Source organism: Paenibacillus sp. TSM33, assembly GCF_056099025.1.
In genome coordinates this window covers 152,568-176,493 of the sequence record NZ_JBLZXB010000009.1, presented here as the reverse complement: position 1 = coordinate 176,493, position 23,926 = coordinate 152,568, and the positions used below count along the sequence as shown (strand labels likewise).

Annotated in this window: 24 protein-coding genes; 10 read left to right on the top strand and 14 right to left on the bottom strand. The window is 45.5% G+C overall.

Annotated features, from left to right (window positions below; translation table 11 throughout):
• Positions 1-441: 441 nt before the first annotated feature.
• From ACN6NF_RS04065 to ACN6NF_RS04045, 5 genes are all read right to left on the bottom strand, one after another.
• Positions 442-1,812: an NCS2 family permease gene (locus ACN6NF_RS04065; protein WP_474315372.1), complete on the bottom strand. Its 1,371-nt coding sequence runs from the start codon at positions 1,810-1,812 to the stop codon at positions 442-444.
• A 207-nt stretch (positions 1,813-2,019) separates the two neighbouring features.
• Positions 2,020-2,175: a hypothetical protein gene (locus tag ACN6NF_RS04060; protein ID WP_474315369.1), complete on the bottom strand. Its 156-nt coding sequence runs from the start codon at positions 2,173-2,175 to the stop codon at positions 2,020-2,022.
• 148 nt (positions 2,176-2,323) lie between these two features.
• Positions 2,324-2,797: a MarR family winged helix-turn-helix transcriptional regulator gene (locus tag ACN6NF_RS04055; RefSeq protein ID WP_474315366.1), complete on the bottom strand. Its 474-nt coding sequence runs from the start codon at positions 2,795-2,797 to the stop codon at positions 2,324-2,326.
• 121 nt (positions 2,798-2,918) lie between these two features.
• Positions 2,919-3,524 (bottom strand): LysR substrate-binding domain-containing protein, encoded by a 606-nt coding sequence (locus tag ACN6NF_RS04050; RefSeq protein WP_474315363.1) that lies wholly within the window; start codon positions 3,522-3,524, stop codon positions 2,919-2,921.
• Positions 3,521-3,706, bottom strand: coding sequence for a helix-turn-helix domain-containing protein (locus ACN6NF_RS04045; RefSeq protein ID WP_474315360.1), 186 nt, complete (start codon positions 3,704-3,706; stop codon positions 3,521-3,523). The genes ACN6NF_RS04050 and ACN6NF_RS04045 overlap by 4 nt, the downstream gene beginning before the upstream one ends.
• Positions 3,707-3,835: 129 nt before the next feature.
• On the opposite strand from ACN6NF_RS04045, the gene ACN6NF_RS04040 reads away from it, so the two are divergent.
• Entirely contained in the window at positions 3,836-4,966 is a 1,131-nt protein-coding gene (locus tag ACN6NF_RS04040; RefSeq protein WP_474315357.1) for a Gfo/Idh/MocA family protein, read from the top strand.
• Positions 4,967-5,082: 116 nt separating this feature from the next.
• Here the strand turns inward: ACN6NF_RS04040 and ACN6NF_RS04035 are convergent, their stop codons facing one another.
• Positions 5,083-5,709 carry a Type 1 glutamine amidotransferase-like domain-containing protein gene (locus ACN6NF_RS04035; protein WP_474315354.1) on the bottom strand — a complete coding sequence of 209 codons (627 nt, stop codon included), beginning with the start codon at positions 5,707-5,709 and terminating at the stop codon, positions 5,083-5,085.
• Between the two features lie 430 nt (positions 5,710-6,139).
• Positions 6,140-7,678 carry a glutamine-hydrolyzing GMP synthase gene (gene guaA / locus ACN6NF_RS04030; RefSeq protein WP_474315351.1) on the bottom strand — a complete coding sequence of 513 codons (1,539 nt, stop codon included), beginning with the start codon at positions 7,676-7,678 and terminating at the stop codon, positions 6,140-6,142.
• Between the two features lie 145 nt (positions 7,679-7,823).
• Between guaA and ACN6NF_RS04025 the strand changes: the two genes are divergently transcribed.
• From ACN6NF_RS04025 to ACN6NF_RS04000, 6 genes are all read left to right on the top strand, one after another.
• Positions 7,824-8,480 (top strand): DedA family protein, encoded by a 657-nt coding sequence (locus ACN6NF_RS04025; protein ID WP_474315349.1) that lies wholly within the window; start codon positions 7,824-7,826, stop codon positions 8,478-8,480.
• A 398-nt stretch (positions 8,481-8,878) separates the two neighbouring features.
• A complete protein-coding gene (locus ACN6NF_RS04020) occupies positions 8,879-10,420 on the top strand; it encodes a spore germination protein (protein ID WP_474315346.1) in 1,542 nt (513 codons plus the stop codon).
• Positions 10,417-11,625, top strand: a complete 1,209-nt coding sequence (locus tag ACN6NF_RS04015; protein ID WP_474315343.1) for a Ger(x)C family spore germination protein — start codon at positions 10,417-10,419, stop codon at positions 11,623-11,625. The genes ACN6NF_RS04020 and ACN6NF_RS04015 overlap by 4 nt, the downstream gene beginning before the upstream one ends.
• A gap of 5 nt (positions 11,626-11,630) precedes the next feature.
• Positions 11,631-12,740, top strand: coding sequence for a GerAB/ArcD/ProY family transporter (locus ACN6NF_RS04010; protein ID WP_474315340.1), 1,110 nt, complete (start codon positions 11,631-11,633; stop codon positions 12,738-12,740).
• Between the two features lie 31 nt (positions 12,741-12,771).
• Entirely contained in the window at positions 12,772-13,008 is a 237-nt protein-coding gene (locus ACN6NF_RS04005) for a hypothetical protein (protein WP_016819308.1), read from the top strand.
• A gap of 15 nt (positions 13,009-13,023) precedes the next feature.
• Positions 13,024-14,142: a GerAB/ArcD/ProY family transporter gene (locus ACN6NF_RS04000; RefSeq protein ID WP_474315338.1), complete on the top strand. Its 1,119-nt coding sequence runs from the start codon at positions 13,024-13,026 to the stop codon at positions 14,140-14,142.
• Positions 14,143-14,201: 59 nt separating this feature from the next.
• On the opposite strand, the gene bcp is transcribed toward ACN6NF_RS04000, so the two are convergent.
• Genes bcp through ACN6NF_RS03980 form a run of 4 tightly spaced genes read right to left on the bottom strand, consistent with a single transcriptional unit; the run spans position 14,202 to position 17,345 of the window.
• Positions 14,202-14,678, bottom strand: a complete 477-nt coding sequence (bcp, locus tag ACN6NF_RS03995) for a thioredoxin-dependent thiol peroxidase (protein WP_045245112.1) — start codon at positions 14,676-14,678, stop codon at positions 14,202-14,204.
• 46 nt (positions 14,679-14,724) lie between these two features.
• Positions 14,725-15,513 carry an ABC transporter permease gene (locus ACN6NF_RS03990; protein WP_013369444.1) on the bottom strand — a complete coding sequence of 263 codons (789 nt, stop codon included), beginning with the start codon at positions 15,511-15,513 and terminating at the stop codon, positions 14,725-14,727.
• Between the two features lie 4 nt (positions 15,514-15,517).
• A complete protein-coding gene (locus ACN6NF_RS03985; protein ID WP_016819311.1) occupies positions 15,518-16,312 on the bottom strand; it encodes an ABC transporter permease in 795 nt (264 codons plus the stop codon).
• Positions 16,305-17,345 (bottom strand): ABC transporter ATP-binding protein, encoded by a 1,041-nt coding sequence (locus tag ACN6NF_RS03980; RefSeq protein WP_474315335.1) that lies wholly within the window; start codon positions 17,343-17,345, stop codon positions 16,305-16,307. Before ACN6NF_RS03980 ends, ACN6NF_RS03985 begins: the two co-directional genes overlap by 8 nt.
• A gap of 103 nt (positions 17,346-17,448) precedes the next feature.
• On the opposite strand from ACN6NF_RS03980, the gene ACN6NF_RS03975 reads away from it, so the two are divergent.
• The 3 genes from ACN6NF_RS03975 (at position 17,449) to ACN6NF_RS03965 (ending at position 21,139) form a co-directional block, all read left to right on the top strand.
• On the top strand, positions 17,449-18,570 hold the full coding sequence (locus tag ACN6NF_RS03975) for an LCP family protein (protein WP_263559894.1): 1,122 nt from the start codon (positions 17,449-17,451) through the stop codon (positions 18,568-18,570).
• 82 nt (positions 18,571-18,652) lie between these two features.
• Positions 18,653-19,969, top strand: a complete 1,317-nt coding sequence (locus ACN6NF_RS03970) for a glutamate-1-semialdehyde 2,1-aminomutase (protein WP_474315334.1) — start codon at positions 18,653-18,655, stop codon at positions 19,967-19,969.
• 219 nt (positions 19,970-20,188) lie between these two features.
• Positions 20,189-21,139 carry a DMT family transporter gene (locus ACN6NF_RS03965; protein WP_474315332.1) on the top strand — a complete coding sequence of 317 codons (951 nt, stop codon included), beginning with the start codon at positions 20,189-20,191 and terminating at the stop codon, positions 21,137-21,139.
• Between the two features lie 100 nt (positions 21,140-21,239).
• Here ACN6NF_RS03965 and ACN6NF_RS03960 read toward each other — a convergent pair whose 3' ends face one another.
• From ACN6NF_RS03960 to ACN6NF_RS03950, 3 genes are all read right to left on the bottom strand, one after another.
• Positions 21,240-21,641, bottom strand: a complete 402-nt coding sequence (locus ACN6NF_RS03960; RefSeq protein ID WP_474315330.1) for a sensory rhodopsin transducer — start codon at positions 21,639-21,641, stop codon at positions 21,240-21,242.
• Positions 21,642-21,691: 50 nt separating this feature from the next.
• Positions 21,692-22,726: a glycoside hydrolase family 88/105 protein gene (locus ACN6NF_RS03955; RefSeq protein WP_474315389.1), complete on the bottom strand. Its 1,035-nt coding sequence runs from the start codon at positions 22,724-22,726 to the stop codon at positions 21,692-21,694.
• A 73-nt stretch (positions 22,727-22,799) separates the two neighbouring features.
• The gene (locus ACN6NF_RS03950) at positions 22,800-23,912 is read right to left on the bottom strand and encodes a rhamnogalacturonan acetylesterase (RefSeq protein ID WP_474315328.1); all 1,113 of its coding nucleotides are present in this window, start codon (positions 23,910-23,912) and stop codon (positions 22,800-22,802) included.
• Positions 23,913-23,926 lie beyond the last annotated feature (14 nt).

Below are 23,926 nucleotides of genomic sequence, written 5' to 3'. Positions count from 1 at the left end.
ACCAACCGAGGTTGGTTATAGAAAGAGCGATTAGCTCATGTTGAAACTGACGAGATAAAATATCTCTTGTTTGATTTTGCGAACAAAATCAGTTTACTCACTCGTTGTTCAGTTTTCAAAGATCAAACTTTTGTTGAATCAGCTCATCGCTTCATCAACTCTTATATCCTACCACATTCCAACCAACCTTGCAAGCTTTTTTTCAAGTCTTTTTTTCGAGACATTTGCTCACAACCTTGTAATTCTTGGCCGGAATTAGAATATACCATATGTAATTTTAGTTTGCAAGTATTATTTATATGAATTGTCACAACATATATTTATTAATCTTTTTCTTTCATATATTACTTCTTTTGCTTTTACTCGTGGTTAACTATAAAAAAAGAACCTCCTCCCTTTTAAAACAACAGGAAAGAGGTTCTGTATTTTATATCTACTGAATTATTCGGAGCCCATAAAGGCAAAGCGGATCACTACAATAACAGCAAGCACCCACATAAGCCAGTGAATTTTCACTTTATTGCTGGTAAACAGGTTACTGAACACAGCCAGCACAACGTAAGACAGAATACCAGCAGAAATACCATTCGCAATTCCACCTGTAAAAGGCATCAAAACGATGGTCAGAAACGCTGGGAATGCCAACAGGAAGTTATCCCAGTCAATATTGCGAACCTGACTCATCATCAACACCCCAACAATAATCAGAGCCGGAGCGGTAGCCGCAGAGGGCACAACCAGAGCCAGCGGCGCAATAAAGAGGGCCAACAAGAACAGAACGCCTGTCGTTACAGCAGTGAGGCCTGTACGACCACCTTCTTCTACCCCGGCGGAGCTTTCTACAAATGCTGTAATTGTACTTGTACCCAATACCGCACCAGTACTTACGCCAACAGCATCTACCAGCATCGCTTTACCGATAATTTTCTCGCCTTTTTTCTTATCTTTCATTATGCCTGCACGTGTAGCTGTACCTACCAACGTACCGAACGTATCAAACAACTCTACAAATGTGAAGATGAAAATAATATCAAAGAGACCGATATGCAAAGCTGCCTTCAGGTCTAACTGACCTACTGCCAAATTGCTGAAATCTGGAATCCAGTGGCCTGTTGTCAAGCTACTCAGATTCGTTACCCCCATTGGAATACCGATTAATGTAGTAGCTACGATTCCAATCAGCAATGCGCCTTTGACCCGAACGACCATCAACGCTGCGATAATGAGCAACCCGATCAGCGCCAGCAGCGCATCCTTTTGATGTACCAGACTACCCAGAACCAAATTAAAAGCATGACCCGGAACTGGTTGACCAACATCTGTCCCTGGAACAATACTCACCATGACCAGATTACAAAGCTTGAAGCCCACAATTGTGATAAACAAGCCGATACCAACTGTAATAGCTGTTTTTAAATTTTCCGGAACCGCAACAAGCAGCATCTGTCTTACCCGGGTAACGGTTAAAATTAGAAAGACGATACCGGATATAAATACAGCTCCAAGTGCGGCTTGCCAAGTAATCATCCCATTAGAACTCAAGACTACAGTCATAAAATAAGCATTCAAGCCCATCCCTGGTGCCATACCGATCGGCACATTTACAAATAAGCCCATCAGAATGGTAACTAAACCTGCACCTACTGCTGTCGCAAAGAAAACAGCTTCACTAGGCATCCCCGCTCCAGTTGGCCCCAAAAAGGTATTGTTGACCACCAGGATATAAGCCATGGTCATAAAAGTAGTGATCCCCGCGATAATCTCGGTGCGGACATTCGTGCCATGTTCCTTTAATTTAAAGAAACGCTCCATGAGTCGTAATTCCTCCTACGCAAAGCATACTCGTATTGTTGTCGTTCAATTGCTGTAATATTCGCCTTCATATACGCTACATTACATCCGTTATTTTAGGCTCTCGCCTACGGCTTGTCAACAGAAAAAACGAATGTTACAATTTGAACACATATGTATTGTTCGGAAAATAGACAACCCGCCAGCTATTATACAGCTGGCGGGTTATCATTTAGGATAATCAGATATTTTTGTACTTATCATTAAAGCATTCGCTGTATCCGGTATATTTTCCAGATAAACGATCTTCCCTTCTGCATCCAATCGGGCTTTATCCACTCCAGTAAGTGTATAAACTTCGCCTGTTACCTTTTTACCGCACACTGCCCATTTGGTTTGATAGGTATCAGCTTCTTCAGCTGATTAATCGTTCTCTACTTGCCTGATCATCTTTTGCTAGATCGTAGTAATGAAAATAATCTTCTACAATCTTCATCGAATGCCCTCCAAAGTCATCTTCTCCTCGCATATTTTACATATCCTTCACATTGTTAGACATACGTTGCAGTGCATCTGTTAAAGCTATAATTTCCTGATCTGCAAACTTATATAGAAGCTGTTCCTGAAAGGCTTGTCTTTGCTCTGTCAAAACTTGCAGCTCTTGAATCCCTAATTCGGTTAAACGTATATAGGTAACACGCTTATCCTGCTCTTTTTTACTGCGTAAAATCAGACCTTCCTCTTCCAGCCTTTTGAGATGCCGGGTCACTGCTGCACCGTCCAGAACGAGCAGATGTTGAAGCTCTAGCTGACTTAGTTCCTGACGATGGTCAATATGATACAAAATTTCGACCTTGGTAAAGCTAGTTTTTAACTTTGCTTCAAAAGCATTGTTCATTTCTTTGCACAAAAGATGCATGCGATAAAATAACTGGCTTTTTTCAGAACAATGTTCGATGCTTACCTCTCCTCCTCCAGATACTTGACCAATCAATTGATGTATCAAGCATTATACACTCTTACTGAGAATTAACAAGTCTTGTGCCAATCTATATAAAACGCTCCTAACATAAAAATACCCACGCTTAACAGATAACGTGAGCTTTTCTGAGTTTTATTCTCCTATTCTAGTAGATCGTATTATTGATTTCGATAAATTTGTGTTCAATTGCTGTCATTTTATGATTTGGACGGGATATTAAATATGTATCCATGTAGCCAAAAATTGAAGAAATCGGTAAATAGGAGGTTACTTTAAATTGACGCGCCAGCCTTTTGGACATAAGTGTAATTCCCATTCCCATCAGAGCGAATTCTACCATCGTATCAAATATTCCAACCTCGACAACCTCGCCATGGGTCAATTGCATGTCTTGATACATCTTCTCTAAATGCGTAAGGTACAGACAGCTATCCGACAATATGATAATAGAAGCTCCTTGCAGTACTTGCTGGAGATCCGAGCCTTCGTGTATATCTTTTCCCACCAGCACCAGCTCTTCACGGCATATTTTTTGATAATGAATATATGGATTGGTAGGATATCCTGTAACGAAGGCAATATCAAGCTCGCCGTCAAGGATCAATTGCTCCATTTCCGTGGTGGTTCCGGTTTTTAATGTCACCGAAGCCTGTGGATACATCTCATATACCTTCGTTAGCGCCCTTGTTGTTTCGCCTGCTACAATGGACTGCATCGTGCCGACGCGCAGTTTTTCCTCCTGAGGTTTCATTCTGCGGGTGTCAGTTCCATACCACGAGGCTTTCTGTAAAATAACGCTGTGCCGTAATAGGCCTCCAGCTTCTTTATTTTAGCCGTCATATTCGATTGCAGATGATTCAGTTTCTGGGCAGCTTCTGTCAGGCTTCTCAGCTCTGCCACCGAAACGAATGCCTGCATATTTTGAATATCCACCGCTTTACCTCCCATCAAATAAAATGATATCTACATCATTAACAAGCATTATTCTTTATGAGTTAAGTGTATTATATTGGGCTTGAGCGTTATTTTCTACTCACATTTTTAAAATTAGGAGGATGGCACATGACTAAACAGAAGATTCGTGCAGGTATCATAGGAGGTTCGCTGAATAACAAATGGGCCAGCCAAACGCATATTCCCGCTTTGCTCAAGCACCCTAATTTGGATATTACAGCCATCGGCACTTCCCGTATGGAGAGTGCACGAACAAGTGCAAAAGGCGTGGGGGCAACATGGGCTTTTGACGATGCCAAAAAACTCTCAGCTTCCGAGGATGTAGATATGGTCGTGGTGAGCGTAAAAGTTCCCCATCATAACGAGGCCGTAATGGCGGCTATTCAAGAGGGAAAGCATATTTTTTGTGAGTGGCCTCTGGGAGCCAACACTGCGGAAGCTACTGAAATGGCTAAGGCAGCAGAACTGGCAGGCATTCATCATACCGTCGGCTTGCAGGCACGGCAGGATTTTGAGGTGCAGACGATGAAAAAGCTGGTGGAAGACGGGACAATTGGTGAAATTGTATCCTGTCATATGCAAGTAGCTACATCCGGTAAAGGAGGACGAACAGATCAGGATACAGCTTATCTGCTGAATAAAGTCAGTGGTGCCAACCTACTGACCATTAACGGGGGACATTCTTTGGATGTGCTGCAATACATCGTTGGTGAATTCCGCGAGCTGTCGGCCATCACATCATCCCGTTATAACAAAGCCATTATTCAGGAAACAGGCGAAATCATTCCCAAGGATACAGCCGATCAAATTCTCGTTCACGGACTGTTGGAAAAAGGAATTCCGGTATCGGTTCACATTCAGGGTGGGGTGAATTCTAAGTTTGAGCTAGAGATTCAGGGGAAAAAGGGCATCTTGCGTTTGAGTCAGAATCCTTCGTTTGGACATGTTCAATTTGGGAATCTGACGCTTGAAAAACTTGTATATGATCCAAGTAATGAGCAGAGTCATGTGCCTAACGGCAATTTTGAAACAATCAATATCGCTCATGAACCTGATAGTATCCTGAATTTTCCAAAAGAGGGGGTAACCCTGAATGTAGCCAAAGCTCATCATGTGTTTGTTGGGGATATTTTGACGAACACCCGTCTCGCCCCCGACTTCAACCATGCCTTAAAACTGCATCAGCTACTGGACCGCATCGAGGAATCGGCTGCAACCGGGAAAAAGATCGTATGGTAAGGTAGAATTATAAAAAAAAGAACCTTCAATACCAAGATAGATGTGGGTTGAAGGTTCTTTATATACCGTTGATGGAGATAACACCCGTGGACATCCCTCCCGAAAAGTTGCTTTTTTTAATAAAGTGATGCATTCTCGACTTTTATACTGTTACCTTCAACCAAAATAACTTCCGTGTTGCTGATTGGACATAAATTTAATTGGCTGCCATATTCCTCAATGATGTTCTCCACCGCTTTTTTAAACGGGATGTTCGTATGGTGGGGGACTGGATAGAATTCAATTATCCCAAGTGCAGCAAAGGAATCCAAAGCAGGCGCCTCCTGCACATTGTCCATAAGTCGGGCATATTCGATATTCGGTGATAAAATCATCGACCCTGCCGATTCGCCCATATATAACTTCCCTGCCTTAACTTCTTCAGCAATGATTTTGTCAGCCCCGGTTCTTCTTAACTCTTGAAGTAAATAAAATGTGTTGCCTCCAGTAATATAAATATAGTCATTTTCTCTAATTTTACTTTCTATTTCATTCCATGTTGCTGTGCTGATTTCGATTTCATCCACAACTAATCCTAAATTCTCTAATGCTTTTTTCCCTGTATTCACATAAAACTTAACTTTCTCTGGAATACTTGCGGTTGGGATGAAGGTGACTTTTCTTCCTTCCAAGTTTTCACCGGTGAAATGGACTAAGCATGGTGCGACATCCTTAAATGAGGACGACAAAAATAATTTTTTCATTTCTTTATTCTCCTTAGAATAGCATTTTATGAAACGGGATATGTAACACTTTAATCTGGGTAAATTATAAAATATATTGGTATCAAAACATGACACCATTAGAGGATACATAAAAAAATGAGCGTTTAATTTCATACTTGATTTAAGCTATTTATTGCTTGAAGCTAATAAAAACATATAAAAAAAGGAGACATTACCATTGAATAATATCTCCTTTTTTCAACTTCATATTCCGTTTTGTAACAACAAATGACTTTAGATCTCCGTCGATTGAGGTTGCCGTGCAGTAAAGCTTTCCGAGCAAAGTTTCGACCTTATCCCCGTCAAAAAAGACTCCAACCGCATAGCGATATTTCGCAGATGCGGTGGAGCCTGATGTTGTATTGGTGAATCCAAAGGGTTCGTGGTTACAAAGCGAGAGTCTCCTCGCTTATTCCCACTCAATCGTTGCTGGTGGCTTGGACGTTACGTCGTACACGATACGGTTGACGTTGTCCACTTCGTTGACGATACGAACGGAGATTTTCTCCAACACATCCCACGGAATACGCGCCCAGTCGGCGGTCATGCCGTCGATCGAGGTTACTGCGCGAATACCTACAGTGTAGGAATACGTACGGGCATCGCCCATAACGCCAACACTCTTCATATTCGGCAGAGCGGTGAAGTATTGCCAAATTTCCCGATCCAGACTCGCTTTGGCAATCTCCTCGCGCAAAATAAAGTCAGAATCACGAACAATCTTGAGCTTGTCCTCTGTTACTTCGCCCAATACACGGATGGCAAGACCCGGACCAGGGAATGGCTGACGCCATACAATTTCAGCCGGAAGTCCGCATTCTTCGCCGACTTTACGCACTTCATCCTTGAACAAAGCATTCAGTGGCTCGATCAGTTTGAACTTCATGTCTTCTGGTAAACCGCCCACGTTATGGTGGGACTTGATGGTTTGCGCCGTTGCTGTTCCGCTCTCTACAATATCTGTGTACAACGTGCCTTGTGCCAGGAAGTCAAAATCATCGAATTTAGCGGATTCTTCTTCAAAGACGTAAATAAACTCGTTACCGATGATTTTACGTTTTTGTTCCGGATCATCCACTCCTGCCAGTTTGGACAAGAAACGCTCACGTGCATCAATTTTGACAACTTTCATATCAAATTTACCAACGAACGTCTCCATTACACTTTCGGCTTCACCCTTGCGCAGCAGTCCGTGATCAATGAACATACATGTCAGTTGGTCGCCGATCGCTCTGTGAATAAGCATGGCTACAACGGAAGAATCCACGCCGCCGCTTAAAGCGCACAGTACTTTCTTATCACCTACTTGCTGACGGATTTCACGGATTTGCTCTTCAATGAACGATTCCATGGTCCAGTTGCCTTCACAGCCGCACACTTCATACAGGAAGTTGCTAATCATCTCATTACCTTGAACAGAATGACGCACCTCTGGATGGAATTGTACCGCATACAGATTCCGCTCCAGATTACTCATCGCGGCAATCGGCGCACTCTCTGTTCCCGCATCCAGTGTAAAGCCGGTTGGCAGATCTGTAACGTGATCGCCATGGCTCATCCATACGGTTTGACGAGAATCCAGCCCTTTAGTCAAACGAGCATCCTCGTTGAATTGCACGTCTGCTTTGCCGTATTCACGCTTGCCCGCACGTTCTACCTTACCGTCCAGTTGATGAGCCATCAACTGCATACCATAACAAATACCAAAGATAGGGATGCCAAGATCATAAATTGCCTGATCTACCTGAGGAGCATTGTCTGTATATACGCTGGAAGGTCCGCCTGAGAAAACAATCCCTTTCGGCGCGAGCTCTCTCAGCTTCTCCGCAGGCGTATTGTATGGAAGGAGCTCGCTATATACGCCGAGGTCCCGAATTCTTCTTGCAATTAACTGGTTGTATTGTCCTCCAAAATCGAGAACTACAACGATTTCATTAGGCTTATTCATTACCGTGCCTCCCTCAATTGTTCGTTTCATTATACGCAACGATAAAACAACACGTCAAGAAATCAACCATAGTTGAGTGGTCATGAAAAGATTGATAAAATAAATTGATTCTAAATTACTTAATCTGCCCGTAGGAGTGTACACGATGGATGTGCTGAAATGGATTGCGCAATTGTTCGAAGAATATGGATACGGCGTCCTTTTTTTCGGCTTGCTGCTGGAGTTTATTGCCTTGCCTTTTCCCGGGGAAACCACGATGGCTTATGCGGGTTATCTCTCCTATACCGGTACTCTGGATTTCAGCAAGCTGGTGCTGCTAGCTTTTTTGGGCACAACCATCGGTATGACCATTACCTACTTTATTGGAAAATGGGCAGGACTCCCCTTTATTCAAAAATACGGCAAATGGGTTTTGTTATCGCCGGACAAGCTTCAGAAAACACAAAAATGGTTTCAACGTTATGGATACTGGCTTATTTTTCTTGGATATTTCATTCCAGGGGTTAGGCATTTTACCGGCTATTTTGCTGGATTTATAGCTCTTTCTTTCCGTAAATTTTCCTTGTATGCTTACAGCGGTGCTTTATTTTGGGTTGTGCTCTTTCTAAGCATTGGCAAGCTGTTTGGTCCGCAATGGGATGCCATGTTCCATTTGGTAGAGCTGTATGCACTACGAATCGCAGCTGCCGTTGGGTTCGTAATCCTGCTGTATTTTATCTATCGGTGGAGAAGCTTCCTGTTTGGATCGCTATACAAATCCAAAAAATCGGTAAAAACCAGCCACAAGGATGACACGGAATAGTCCACTCCTGCCGCCTTACGACTACAGGCCCTTGCATAATATATTGAAATCACGATAGATCCCCAAGCATAGACAATTCGATGATACCTTGGCTCTACGTCGTCAGCATACCCAACAATGGACCCTGTAAATACAATGGGGTCTCCTGCATTAATAATGTTTCCAAATACACGTTTAATAAGCAGACTCGCTGTAGATGACAGGACCAAAAAAGGAACCCCCTCAATTCTCCCCTATCTACCATTTCAACCAACTCCAATACGACAGGATTCACAAATTAGATGTAATACTAATAAGGTTTGCCTAACTTTTAGGATCACTTTGCAACCGCCAAAGCATAAATTCATATATTCAGAGCATACTAAACCAACAAGCTCCAATATCGGAGGATTTTACGTATGCCAAATCAGAATAAAAGTTGTCCACTTACTCATGTATCCTCTAACTTGGAAGATAATGTAAATCATATCGAGAGCTCCTTTGGGAACAGCGGAGATGTAATCATTAAAGAGCTATTATGGATGCAAAAATGGCCAGCAGCTCTTTTTTATATCGATGGTCTGGTTAACACTCAATTGCTCCATGATTCCGTTCTCCGTTCATTGATGCGAGTAAATGAACATCATGTACCGGAGGGCGCAGAACCATTCGACTATTTGAAGAATCAAGTTTTGATTGCAGGTAACTCAGGTAGTGTGGACGAAATGGATGCCTTATTCAACCAGATGCTATCTGGCGGTATTATCATTTTGCTGGACGGATACGCAAAGGGCATATGGATTGATGCGGTCGGTTGGGAGGATCGCAGTGTTAGCGAGCCCCAATCACAAAGTGTCGTACGGGGTCCAATGGAGGCTTTTACCGAAAATTTACGAACCAATACCGCTCTAATTCGTAGGCGAATCCGCGATCCGCGCCTGTGGATGGAAACAAGACAGATCGGGCAAGTCACCCACACCAATGTGGCCGTAATGTATGTCAAAGGCATCGCTGACGAAGGAGTTATTCAGGAACTGAGAGAACGTTTGGACCGAATTGATATTGACGGAATTCTGGAAGGGGGTTACATCGAGGAGGAAATTCAGGATGAAACCTTCACCCTGTTCCCCACCATTTATAACAGCGAGCGTCCGGATTCAGTCGCTGCCAGCCTGCTGGAAGGCCGAATTGCTATTTTGGTGGACGGGACACCCTTTGTTCTGTTGATTCCTGCACTATTTGTGCAATTTTTCCAATCAGCAGAGGATTATTACCAGCGTGCTGATATCAGCACGTTGTTGCGTTTGCTGCGTTTCTTTTCCTTTTTTATCGCTATGCTTGCGCCAGCAGTTTATATTGCGGTAACTACCTTTCATCAAGAGATGATTCCTACAAACTTATTGGTCAGTCTCGCTGCACAAAGGGAAGGCGTACCGTTTCCGGCTTTTGTCGAGGCGATGCTCATGGAAATAACTTATGAAATTTTGCGTGAAGCAGGAGTTCGAATTCCCAAGACTGTCGGACAGGCCGTATCCATCGTAGGTACACTGGTCATTGGACAAGCAGCCGTGGATGCAGGAGTGGTCTCGGCGGCTATGGTTATTGTTGTGTCCATTACAGCGATCTCCAGCTATGTTATTCCGGAAAACGGTCTTTCCATTGCGGTTCGTATTGCCCGCTTTGCTTTAATGATGCTAGCCGCAGCCTTCGGGCTTCTTGGAATATTGATGGGGGTAATCGTACTTTTACTGCATTTGACCAGTCTGCGATCCTTCGGAGTATCTTATATGAGCCCGTTCGGTCCCTATGTGGAAAGCGATTTGAAAGATACGCTGTTTCGCCTACCTTGGCCTCGCATGAAGACACGGCCTCAATCCATCTCTATCCAAAATACGATTCGCCAAAAAACGAAAAAAAGACGGATCAGTAATAAATCAAAAACCAGAAGGGATCAGCCATGAAGCAGACCATACATTTGTTCTTCGTCTGGGGCCTGATTGCATTACTGTTAGGTGGTTGCTGGGATCGCCAAGAATTAAATGAGCTGGGCATAGCTATTGGGATCGGTGTGGATATGGAAGGAGACCAGTATCAGGTAACCGCTCAGGTGGTCATTCCTTCTGCTGTAGCTTCCAAATCATCACCAAGTGCAGGCCCTCCAGTCGTTACTTATCAGACCACTGCACCCACGATTCAAGAGGCCATTGAAAAAATGACGAATACAAGTCCGCGCTCCATTTATTTATCTCATATTCGTATGCTGATTTTAGGTGAGGAGTATGCGAGAAGGGGAATTGCTGATGCGATTGAAGCCATGATGCGAGAGCCTTTTACAAGAAGTGACTTTTATATTGCGATAGCCAAAAACAATAAGGCTTCTACGATGTTAAAGATCCCCACTCCAATGGAAAAGTTGCCGGCAAATAAATTATTTGCTTCGTTAGATACCTTAACCAAAACCTGGGCTCCTGCTACCAAAGTAACCATGGATCAACTTCTTAGCGATCTGGTTAATCCCGACATCCAGTCCACTCTGCCCGCATTGGAAGCTGTGGGAGATATAGAATCGACCAATGAAAAAGGTATGGATGCCACCAAAAGCATATCGCCTGAAACCATATTGCGGTTTTCAGGTAATGGTGTATTCAAAAAAGACCGATTGCTGGGATGGATCAATGACCTTGACAGTAAAGGGCTCAGTTACATCAGGGATAAAGTGGAGTCTACAACGGGGCACACCGATTGTCAGGGAGGAGGTAATATCGCCTTATTAACCTTAAGAAGCAACACCAAAAAAAAAGTGATCATTCGCGATGGAGAACCTGTTATCTCCATATCCGTTACCAACGACAGCACAGTACGAGAGGTCAACTGTAAGCATATGAAGTTAAGCAGTATGGCTGATATTAAAGAAATTGAAGCCGCAAGCAATGAAAAAATTGTTGAAATTATGAAGCATTCCGTAGAGACTGTTCGACGTGAGTTTAAGTCAGACATTTTCGGCTTTGGTCAGCTGATCCACCAGTCCAAACCTGAGCTTTGGAAACGGCTAAAAGAAGAAAAAGAAAATCCATTTATGGACTTACAAATTGAATATAAGGCAAAGACTACGATCAAAAAAATTGGTTCCTTGTTTGAATCGTTCCAAAAAGAAATGAAGGAGTGAGCTTGGTGGAGGAGAAAGGGCGTATCAGCATTACAAATATAGCCGTACTCGTTTTTTTGAGTATTATCGGAGACTGTGTATTGGTGTATCCCTCCCTCATTACTAGCATATCCAAGCAGGATGCCTGGATTAGCTCATTTCTTAGCATCCCTGCAGGACTGGCTGTACTACTGCTACTCCTGCGGGTACATCAGTTGTATCCTGATCTCACCTTTGTTCAGCTCTGCCAGCGAATTTTGGGTCCGTGGCTAGGCGCCCTCATCTCCATATGGTATTTGTTCCATTTAATGATGAATTCAGCGATTTATTTAAGAGAAGTCGGAGATTTTATGAACAGCCAGACCTATGTGATGACACCTCTTCCTGTTATCAATTTACTCTTCATCCTTGTGCTGATGTGGGGGATGTATATGGGGCTGGAGCCTATTGCACGTACAGCTCAAATCTTATTTCCATTATGCTTGGCTTTCGCTTTGTTTTTAATCTTGTGCTTGCTTCCCCAATGTGACAGCCAGCAGCTTAAGCCTATTATGGAACAAGGTATTCCTAAAATTATGGAGGGCAGCCTATTTGCGCTCTCCTACCCATTCGGTGAACTAGCTTTTTTACTGATGATTTTTCCCTATGTGAGCAAAAAACCGGGTCTAAAAAAATCAGTTTTACTCTCAGGACTTACGGCCAGCATTCTATTAAGCGTACTACTCCTGGTTTCTCTCATGGTGCTGGGCCCTTTTGTAACCGAACATAGTGTGTATACCTCTTATACGCTATCTAAAAAGATCAACATAGGAAATTTCCTGCAGAGAATTGAATCCATGATGAGTACTGCCTGGATTATCACTACTTTTGTTAAAACCATTTTACACTTCTATGCCTTTACCTTAGGAATGACTCAACTACTGCGATTAAATAATGTTCGGACCTTTCTTGGTCCTAGCTTCATGATCCTGTTTGGTCTGATTATCGTGTCGGCGCCTAATATTACTTACTATCTGGATACGATCGTCAACGCCTGGATTTATTGGGATTTGACGGATTCTGTTGTCCTGCCTTCGCTACTGCTTATCGTATACAAGTTAAGATCGAAAGGCCGCCACAGCCTGGAACCCAGTTGATCCACACCCTTTAACGAAAGGAGCCTTCACCGTGCTAATCACCACTGTTATTATATGTATCGGTCTAGCCATTGCTGCCAAAGATTTGCCAGGCTTGTATCGAAAACATCGCTTTAAAGATATGTTCGTGTACATCATTATGCTCGGAATAGGCACATGGCTTAGTGTCCTTGCCGCCAAGTCAGAGGTTACGCCAAGCCCGCTGGTACTGATTGAAATCATCTACAACCCTGTTAACGCTTTTGTGTCACATGTATTTGGTTTTTAGAAAGGAGACAGCCACATGTCAAAAAAAACACGTATTAGCGTTCGGCAAGTGACTGTCCTGATGTTTATGAGTTTAATCGGGGATATGCTCTTATTCTATCCGACTATGATTACACATATTGCTCATCAGGATGCCTGGATCAGCTCCATGCTGTCCATTCCGCTGGGCTTAATCATAATTTACGTGCTTATTCGCGTTCATGAGCTCTACCCGAACCTTACACTTATTGAAGCGATTCGCAAAATTTTGGGGCCCGTGTTCGGAACCGTTGTCTCCTGCTGGTATCTGTTTTATTTTTTAATGAACACCGCTCTTATTGCGAGAGAGGTAGGCGATTTTCTGACTACACAATTATTTGTACAAACCCCTCTGCGTGTTCTGCTCGCTATGGGAATAGCCTTAATGGTGCTTACTGCGCTAGCCGGAATTGAAGCTTTCGGTCGTGTTAGCGAGATGCTATTACCAGCATATATATTAATTTTCTCTGGTCTGTTCCTTGCACTCCTGCCACAAGTTCAGCTTTTCAATGTACGGCCTGTTTTGGAAAATGGATTGGCTCCTGTTGCTCAAGGAATGGTTCCAGGCGCGGCAATGCCTTTTGCCGGAATGTCTATTATGCTCATGGTTTTTCCTTATGTAAACAAAAAAGCCCATTTTAAAAAGGACATATTGCTCGCTTCCCTTATAGGCGGAATCGTGATTAGCCTATTTCTGCTGCTCTCCCTGCTTGTGATTGGACCCTTTGTGACCCATTACAGTCCATACATTTCTTCTGTACTCACGACAAAAATTAATGAACTGAATTATATTACACGCGTTGAATCGCTTGTTGCTTTAACCTGGGCACTGGCTGCCTATTTCAAGGGAGTTCTTTTCTTCTACGCCTTCACTTTTGGAACACCCCAGTTGTTCCGGATTTCTAATAGTCGTCCATTCGTCATACCCGCAGGAGCGATTGTGTTTGGTATGACCATTTTGATAACCCCCAATGTGTTTTATTATGTAAGAACTCTTGTTTATCCCATGGCTGCCTGGCATTATACAAACGGCTTGATCATTCCGCTTCTTTTGTGGATTGTTTACCTCTGTCGGCAAAAGTGGAAACATCGGCAAAATACATCCAATAATGAATAAAAAACCTTTTGAAACCGATGCTTAAAAAGCATAACCCGATTCCAAAAGGTTTTTTTAATTTATGCCATATCCTGAATGTATGCCAGCGCGGCATCAATATGTCCTTTTACCCTTAAACCACGCCATTCATGAACTAAAATGCCATTCTCATCAATAAGGAACGTAGAACGAACAATACCCATGTACTGCTTGCCGTACATCTGTTTTTGCTGCCATACACCATACGTTTCAGCCACCTGATGCTCTTCATCAGATAGCAACTGAAAAGGTAGGCCATACTTGGCAATAAACTTGTCATGCTGCTTGAGTGGATCGGGGCTTATGCCCAGAATCACGGTGTTCAAGCCTTTAAACTCCGCATGTTTATCCCGAAAATCGCAAGCCTGGGTCGAGCAGCTAGAGGTCAAATCCTTGGGATAAAAGTACAACAATACCCTACTGCCTCGATAATCCGAGAGCTTGACACTCTTCCCCTCACTCCCAGGCAATTCAAAGTCCGGTGCCGCTTGTCCAATAACGGTCAATGTCGTGGACATCTTATCATCTCCTATCTTGTAGGGGTTCTTACAATATCATCCGCCCTTATGAGCCAGCCCCCCGGTAACGCCGAATCCCCCAGTTCCAGGCCAGTAAGCCCAGTGTCAGAAAAACAATTCCCATCACAGGAGTTAAGAGCGCCATATGGCGCATGTCCTCTCGTTGAAGGAACAGGGAAGCCGGATATACGCCCACAAAAGCAAAAGGCAGTATCCAGGTCAGCACAACCTGAATGGCACGGTTATAGATCGTTACCGGATAACGTCCGTAACCCTGAATATTGTACATGAGCGGGATAATTCCTGTGGGCGCATCCGAAAAGAATGAAAGAGAAGTCAATATGGTGTATATGCCCGTATAGATCGCCACAGCACTTAGGCTCAAAACGATTAGTGCCGGGACAAACCACCACTCCATAGCCAAATCCATCTGTGCGCCGCTGATCCCCATAATAATCAGACCAATCACTGAGCCGACCAACGCGGGCGGGTCCACATTTTCAAGGAAAATTTGGAACAGATTATACGCAGGACGGGTCATCACCCGATCAAGTTCACCTTTTACGATATAACGCTCGCTAAAGTTCCAAAGGTTAACGAAACAACTAAACAGTCCGTAAGGAACCATAAAAAATCCATAAACGAACACGACTTCGCTTTCACTCCACCCACCCAGGCTATTCGTATGCATAAAAATTACTAAAATAAAAATTAGATTCGTGGCCTGAAAGAGCAGATCCGAAATGACTTCTACCCAAAAATCGGCACGATAGGTGAGCCGTGACTTCATGTAATTTTTCAAATATTCGCTAATGAGACCCAAATAGTACATCATCGGCTTACCCTCCCTGCACGAACAGACGTCTGCGCGCCAGCCGCCAAATGATGATCATCGGCACGAGCAGAACGACCAGCCAAATGATTTGAATACCCAGCACATTCCATATGCCAACGCCTTTTACACGTCCCGTAAATACAGAGCCTGGCAAATAAGTAATTGCCTGAAAAGGCATCCATTGGGAAATTGTTGCCAGCCAGCCCGGAAACAAGCTAATTGGCAAAATCAACCCTGAAAACAGGTCTACGACTACGCGCTTCATTCGCATCATGCCCTCATTATTTTCGATAAAAAAAGCCGTCAATCCCGTAATAATATTAATCTGAGTGTTGATCAGAAAGCTGAAAAACAGCATGACCAGAAAACCGATCCAGGCTACCGGATCACTAGGCAGCTTCACGGGAAACAGCAGCATCGCAATCGCCATGCCTGGAATCATAAATAGGAGGAAGCGAAACATTCCCTCGCCAAGCCCCTGCATAAATTTAACAAGTACATAGTTATAAGGTCGGATCATCTGAATAGCAATGCTACCATCACGAATATCCGTCGATATTTCACGATCCAGATTGTTAAAATAAAAGGCTCTCGCCATCCACGATACGGCTACATAGGTCGTCATCTGAGCAGCAGTAAAACCTCCAATACTACCCGCATCGCCATATATCGCTTTGTATGTGAAATAATACACGCCGATATTCATGGAATAAATAAGTATGCCCGAATAATAGTTCACACGATAAGCAAGCATGGTGAGAAATCGAATACGAATAAAATCGGTATATACGCTAAGCATGAACTTTGGCCTCCACTAGCGGATTGCCTTGGCGTTCTGCCGAGCCAGACTGATAGATACTGCGGACGATATCATCCGTGTTGGTTTCAATGATTTTGATATCCGTAATGTCCGTGCGGCCAACTACGCTAGCCAGCACATCCGATACATTAATATGAAGAGGAATCCACACCTTGGCAGCCAAATCGTTATCCATAGTCCACGTCAATGGCATATCGGCTGTCCAAGCCTGTAATTGCTCCAGCCCAGTCGTCTTGCCAAATTGAAACCGTACTTCCCGGCCTGTCCCCCAACGAGCCTTGAGATCATCCAATCCACCATCATAAATGATATTCCCATCATCCAACATAATGACGCGCGAGCACAGCGCTTCAATATCCTGCAAATCATGGGTCGTCAGCAAAATAGTGGTCCCGTGTTCACGGTTCATGTCCTTCAAAAACTCGCGAATTTCGGACTTCACCATAATATCAAGTCCAATGGTCGGCTCGTCCAGAAAAACAATGGACGGATTGTGCAGCAAAGCAGCTACCAATTCACAACGCATCCGTTGTCCAAGACTAAGCTTGCGTACCGGGCGGCTTAGCAAATCCTGCAATTGCAGCCTCTCTACCAGTTCATCCAGCCTGCGTTTGAAGTCCGTAGCCGGAACCTGATATACTTTGCGCAGCAGTTGAAAAGACTCGATCACGCCGATGTCCCACCAAAGCTGGCTGCGCTGACCAAAAACAACGCCAATATTACCTACAAACTTCTCGCGATCCTCATAAGGGACATAGCCCCCCACCTTGAGATGTCCTGATGTTGGCACGAGAATACCTGTCAACATCTTAATCGTGGTGGACTTTCCAGCCCCGTTCTCACCAATATAACCGCATATTTCCCCTTGCGGAATACGAAAGGATATATCTTTGACCGCAGCCACCTCATTGTATTCGCGGGCGAATAAATCAAGGAAGGCACCTTTTAAGCCCTCGCGGTTTTTTTGAACCTTAAATGTTTTGCGCAGATCCTGCACATCAATTGCCAGCATGTTATACCTCTCAATCAGGATTTGTAAAATCCATAGTTAAATTGATTGTGCTCCAAAAAGAAATTATAATGTAATGAACTGAAAAGCGAAAGGGAGAGCATCCATGACAAGCAGAACCAAAAGGACGATATGGTCGGTTCTAGCCGTGGTAATCGTCGCGATTGTCGGCTTTGCCGTGTACTATTTTACATCCATTTATAATCAGCTGGATAATCTGCATAAAGAGGGTGCTAACTCCCCCTTCAAAAATGTAAAGCAGGTCGATCAGGTTCGTACACCAGAACCGCCCAAGTGGGAAGGTACCGATATGGTCAACATTTTGCTGATGGGTGTCGATGGCCGTGGCATCCAGAAAGGGGAAGTCCCCCGATCGGACAGCATGATGGTTGTATCACTGGACCCTGTGAAGAAAAAAATCCACTTGTTCTCTATTTTGCGTGATACGTACGTGGATATTCCCGGCTACGGAAAAAATCGGATCAATACTGCCATTACTCACGGGCCCAACACGGCCATGAAGACAGCTGGTGATCTGCTCGGCATCCCGGTGCAATATTATGTATATACCGATTTCCAGGGTTTTATTAAACTGGTGGATGCTGTAGGCGGCATTGATTTTGAAGTGGAAAAGGATATGCATTATACAAGTAATGCGGATAAGCATGAATACGATATTGATTTGAAAAAGGGCATGCAGCATCTGGACGGCAGCACGGCGCTTCAATATGTGCGTTTCCGTCACGATGCCATGTCCGACTTCTCCCGTTCCGGACGGCAACGTGCATTTTTGGAGGCCGTAGCCCAGAAAATGCAGACCACGACTTCCATTGCGAATCTGCCAAGCATTTTAGAGCAGGTTAACCCGTACATTGATACGAATCTCAGTGTTAACGATATGTGGAAGCTGGCGAATGTGGGGTACCAAAGCAGCTTTGCAGGCAGCGAACAGGTTCCACCGATGAAGCTGCTTGGCGAAGAAAATGTGGGCGGCGCGGCAGTTCTTACCGTCCGCGATCCGGAAGAACTGAAATCATATGTGCAGGATATATTTAATAATCCTCCCACACCAACACAGGAACAAAATAAGGATCAGAACAAAACAAAAAAGCCGGATAGTGCATCGTCTTCTAAGACGGATAAAGCTTCCTTTACAGGGGGCAGTAAAACCAGTAATGAGGATGCTTCCACACAATCAACAACAAAGACAGGACAAAAAGAGCTATAATGATGTATGCAGGGGCAGCCGTGAACGCTGCCCTTTGGCGTGTGTATGCCCTATTTTAATGAACGGAAAGGAAGTTTTGATAATGAAACGGGAAAACTCCGAAGCACTATATAAAGAAGCGCTGGAGCATATTGTCGGGGGCGTTAACAGCCCTTCACGCTCCTTTAAAGCTGTGGGCGGCGGTGCTCCAGTATTCATGAAACGCGCCCAAGGCGCTCATTTCTGGGATGCGGATGATAATCGGTATATCGACTATTTAGCGGCCTACGGCCCTATTATTACTGGACATGCTCACCCCCATATTACCAAGGCCATCAGCGAAGCGGCTGCGAATGGCGTATTGTATGGAACCTCGACGGCATTGGAAATCAAACTGGCCAAGATGCTGAAGGAAGCCATTCCTTCTCTGGATAAAGTCCGGTTTGTGAATTCCGGCACAGAGGCGGTCATGACGACGATTCGTGTGGCTCGGGCCTATACGGGGCGGAACAAGATCATCAAATTTGCCGGCTGCTACCACGGTCACTCGGATCTGGTACTTGTAGCCGCAGGCTCCGGCCCTTCCACACTCGGCATACCTGACAGCGCAGGTATTACAACCAACATTGCGAGCGAGGTCATTACTGTGCCATTCAATGACCTCGACGCATTGCGCCAAGCTTTGGAGCGCTGGAGCGACGATGTGGCGGCAGTCATGGTAGAGCCGATTGTTGGTAATTTCGGCATGGTGATGCCGCAGCCAGGCTATCTGGAAGGGTTGTGCTCGATGGCGCGGGCGAACGGCTCCCTTGTCATTTATGACGAGGTCATTACCGCCTTCCGCTTCCACTACGGCTCAACTCAAACGTATGCAGGTCTGGACAACCATGATGCGATTCAGCCGGATTTGACCGCGCTGGGCAAAATCATGGGCGGCGGTCTGCCGATTGGTGCCTACGGCGGCAGCAAGCAGATCATGGAGCAGGTTGCTCCACTCGGCCCTGCCTATCAGGCAGGTACAATGGCAGGCAACCCGGCTTCCATCTCCTCAGGCATCGCCTGCCTTGAAGTTCTTCAAGGGGAAGGCGTGTATGAAGAGATGGAACGTCTCGCTGTAAGACTGACAGACGGTATTCAGTCTTCCGCTGATCGCTACGGCGTGCCATTGACGATCAACCGCATTCGTGGAGCGTTCTCGACGCATTTCTGTGATCATCCGATCACGAATTACGCACAAGCGCAGGATACAGATAGCGAAGCGTTTGCTTCCTTCTTCCGTCACATGCTGGATCGCGGTATTCATCTGGCTCCATCCAAGTTCGAAGCGTGGTTCCTCACAACAGCGCATACGGATGAAGATGTGGATGCTACGCTGGAAGCGGCGGACGATTCGTTCCGGGCGATGTCACAAGGTAAATAAGCAGAGCAGTAAGCGATAGAAGGAATCAATGATAAGCTGGAAGCATTCTGGAGATATGGGTACCTGACCAACGGGTATCTGACCTTTGGGGCTGCATTCCAGCTTTTTTAACCCTCAACTGTACCGGTACAGTTGTATGTTTTTTGGATTGTATCAAGTTATGCCATCCGGTTATATTGAGATAACAACAGGTTAAGGTCATGATTACGGAGGTTTATTATGCACAGTCGTTCCAGAAATGGAGCCGCCTATCTGGCAGCTCTGAGCTATGCAGCTATACTTGGATTTTCATTTTTATTTGTAAAATTGACGGTGACGGAGGCGAGCCCGCTGGATGTGATCGCCCACCGCTTTGCGCTGTCTTTTATCGCTTTGACCGTTCCAGTGCTGCTCGGTTGGATTAAGCTCAACATCAAGTTGCGTGACATTTTGCGCATTTTACCACTAGCATTGCTCTCCCCTCTGGTGTATTTTCCACTGCAAGCCTTCGGGCTGATGAGTACTTCTTCTTCGGAAGGCGGAATTATTCAAGCTACCGTTCCCATCTTTACACTTCTGTTAGCCTCCTATTTTCTTAAAGAGCGCACAACGGTGGTCCAAAAGATTTCCTTGCTGCTCTCTGTCTTTGGCGTCGTTTTTATATTTGTGATGAAAAGCGGGGCACCGCTAGCATCCAGTAGCTATGGTGGTATTCTTCTGCTCGTACTCTCTGCTATATGCCTATCTGGCTACAACGTGCTGGCTCGTCCATTAACACAAAAGTACAGTCCAATGGAGCTGACCTACGTTACCTCCATTTTGGGATGTATCGTTTTTAATCTGGCGGCCTTAGGCTATCATGCCATGGACAGTTCCATGAGCGCCTATACTGCTCCACTGGTGAAGCCTGGTTACTGGATGGCACTAGTTTATCTAGGCATTCTGTCTACCCTCGTTACCTCGCTGTTATCGAGCTTTGCCTTGAAGTGGATCGAAGCCTCCAAAATGAGTGTGATCGGTAATTTATCCACCCTCATTTCCATGATTGCGGGTGCTTACATTTTGAAGGAACAGCTTGCCTACTATCACATTATTGGGGCTGTAGTGATCATTATTGGCGTGGTGGGCACCAATTTCGGAGGACGAAAAAGCTTCACGCAGATCAAAACAACTTCGGCAAAATCGCAATAATGGATTAAGAGCAGACGCTAGACTGTCTAAAAAAAAGAAATCCCCAAGCTGGGCAATTCCAGCCTGGAGATTTCTTTTTTAACTTCATCGTTTTCGTGGACTAGATTGGATACGCCATGACACTCATTAATGCCAGCTCGGGCTGTGTCGTGTCCAGTCTGCTATATTGTACAATGATAGGCACATCGCTAGTGACCGTAATTGCATAAGGAATACCTGTCGGAATCCGTTCGCCGGACTTTTCCAGCGAGGCTGTTCGGATATGGCGGGTTCGTCTTCCTTCCACCACCTCGATCAATCGCTCTAACGGCTCGCGGTCTTCAAAATAAATGTCTATACTCAGCTTTGCCGCACGTGTTCCACAGTTCAGCACACATATACTCTCATGACTGAGCAGTTCTCCCCGGCTTTCCGGTGGAATATACCCGTCGGGGATGACCCAGAATAAGCTTCCTCGCGGCTGATTAGCCGCCTTTTCCTGAGAAAGTTCAATATCTCCCATGCTATCGGCCTCCTTTACCATAATACTTTCGAGTGCTTATGCCCTTTTTTCTACCCGTACGGATTCTCCTTGGTACGCAGCAGCTGAGCCAGAAAAGCAAGCGCCAATCCCTGGCCCCATCCCTGAATTCGTTTGTAGGGTACGTTTCGGTAGCCATCCATATCGTTCATTACAGCAGTTCCAGCGGATACGCCAGTCACTGTGCCGTCCTCTTTAATACGGGAAAGGATACCATCAATCGCCTTTTGTGTGTATTTGTTAAACAATCGGCCCTGCATAAGCAAAGCCGTAGCAATCCCTGCCGAGCCGGAGGTCTCCAGATAAGAGGTATCATCGTTCAGCACCGTATGCCACAGCCCTTCGGGGGATTGCAGCCGTACCAGTGCATTGAGCTGGTCCCGCAGCGAGCCGTCAATGATCATGTAGGATGGATGCTGCACCTCCACACATTTCAGCGCCTTGGCCATCGTGAGTGCTGCCCATGAATTGCCGCGCGCCCAGTATATTCCCGACATGTGGCTTTGGTTCGCATGATCCCAGCCGTGATAATACAAATTCGTATCCGGGTCCTGCAAAAATTCCTCGTGCCCGTGATATTGCCGGATTCCGTCCTCCCAATACGTCTTGTTGCCCAGCAAATGACCGATCCGCAGCAAATAATAACCAGCCATAAACATCGTATCCACCCATGCTTGCTGCGGAAATACATCATGTAGTGAATTCACGGTGTGCTGGAAAATGCCGTCGGCAAACCGCTCAGCTTTTTTGGTCAAAAATTCTGCCATCTCGATAGCGATATCCAGGTATTTTTGCTCACCTGTAGCCTGATGTAGTGTCAACAAACAATGCCCGACAGAAACGCCGTTCACCGACAGAGGCGGAAGTCCATCCTCAATATTTTCGTCAACCCATTCTTTCAGCTTGTTCAAATGCTGTTCATTCCCAGTCGCTTCATAGGCTTCGCATACTCCATAAAAGGCTACTCCACCTGGCCAATCCCAGCTGTAGTGCATTTGAAACGTGCGTTCCACTACCCGGTCAATCACCTGTTTAATCTGTTCCTCATCAAAACTCAATGCGGGCATTTCCACGTCTCCTCCCTTGGTAAGCTTCACGCTAGTTGCCCTCCTTGCCACCTGTTCCAAAAAAGGTCATACGTCAACGTAAGTACATGCGCAGCGGTTGCAAATCCAGTTCCTTCACAGCCGCTGTCACCATATTTGCAATCCGAACCGCGCCATTCTCATGAAAATGTGTATTATCCTCTAGGCCGCCGGAAAAGTACATATATTCCCCAGGCAGCAGCCACATAAAAAGCTCCTTGCTGTCTTCGGGGCCCAGCTCTTCATATAACTCCTGCGTGCGGGCAGACAAATCAATGAGCGGCACGTTCGCTTCTTCCGCCAGCTCGCGAACCGCCGTTATATAGTCGCCATGTGTGTCGGACAGAGTACCGTCCTCGTTAAAATAGCGACGATGTACAGGCGTAACCAGCACGGGGGTTCCGTCCTTGCTTCTCGCTCCGTCGATATACAGGCGCAGATGCTCCTTGTAGGTCGTAAAAGGGTCCGTGGCTCGTTCCGGATCAGGCTTCTGATCATTATGGCCGAACTGGATGAACAGGAAGTCTCCTGTCTTCATTTCTCCCAACATAGCGTCCAGCCGTCCCTCGTCCACGAAACTTTTGGAGCTTCGCCCCGATACGGCGTGGTTATCCACGCAGACATCATGCTTGAACAGGGCCGGCAAAGCTTGACCCCAGCCTGTGTAAGGATAGCCGGACAGCCCTTGGTCCGTAACCGTGGAATCTCCGGCTAGGAATAGCCGGAGGGTCTGTGGTGCCGGCGCAATCTCCAGCGCATTGAGTCGCGGTGCAGTGCCAGATACGGTGAGGCGCAGTTTGCCACCCCGGACAGGCACCGCAAACATCGCCTCGGTGAACTGACCTGGCAGCGTGTGTACCGGGGGCAGTATATGCTTGCCCTCACCAGCCTGAAGCCGCGTGAGCGTTTCCGCTAGCGGATCGCCAAGCAGTACGGTGACAAGAACTATTCCGTCCGGTACATCTGTAACAAACGAAGCATTAAGTGGAATACAAAAGCTGCTTCGCAGCCGCGTACGTGCATCCTTGGCTGGATTCTGCCTTTGACGGCCATATACATGCTCCGTAGTCTCGAAGCCATAGCCCTGTTCAGTTGTATATATGCAATCCGGGGATACTGCCTTGTAGCCATCCGCAGGCTCCCCCGGACCAAAATCAAACTTCCACATATTTACTCACCCCT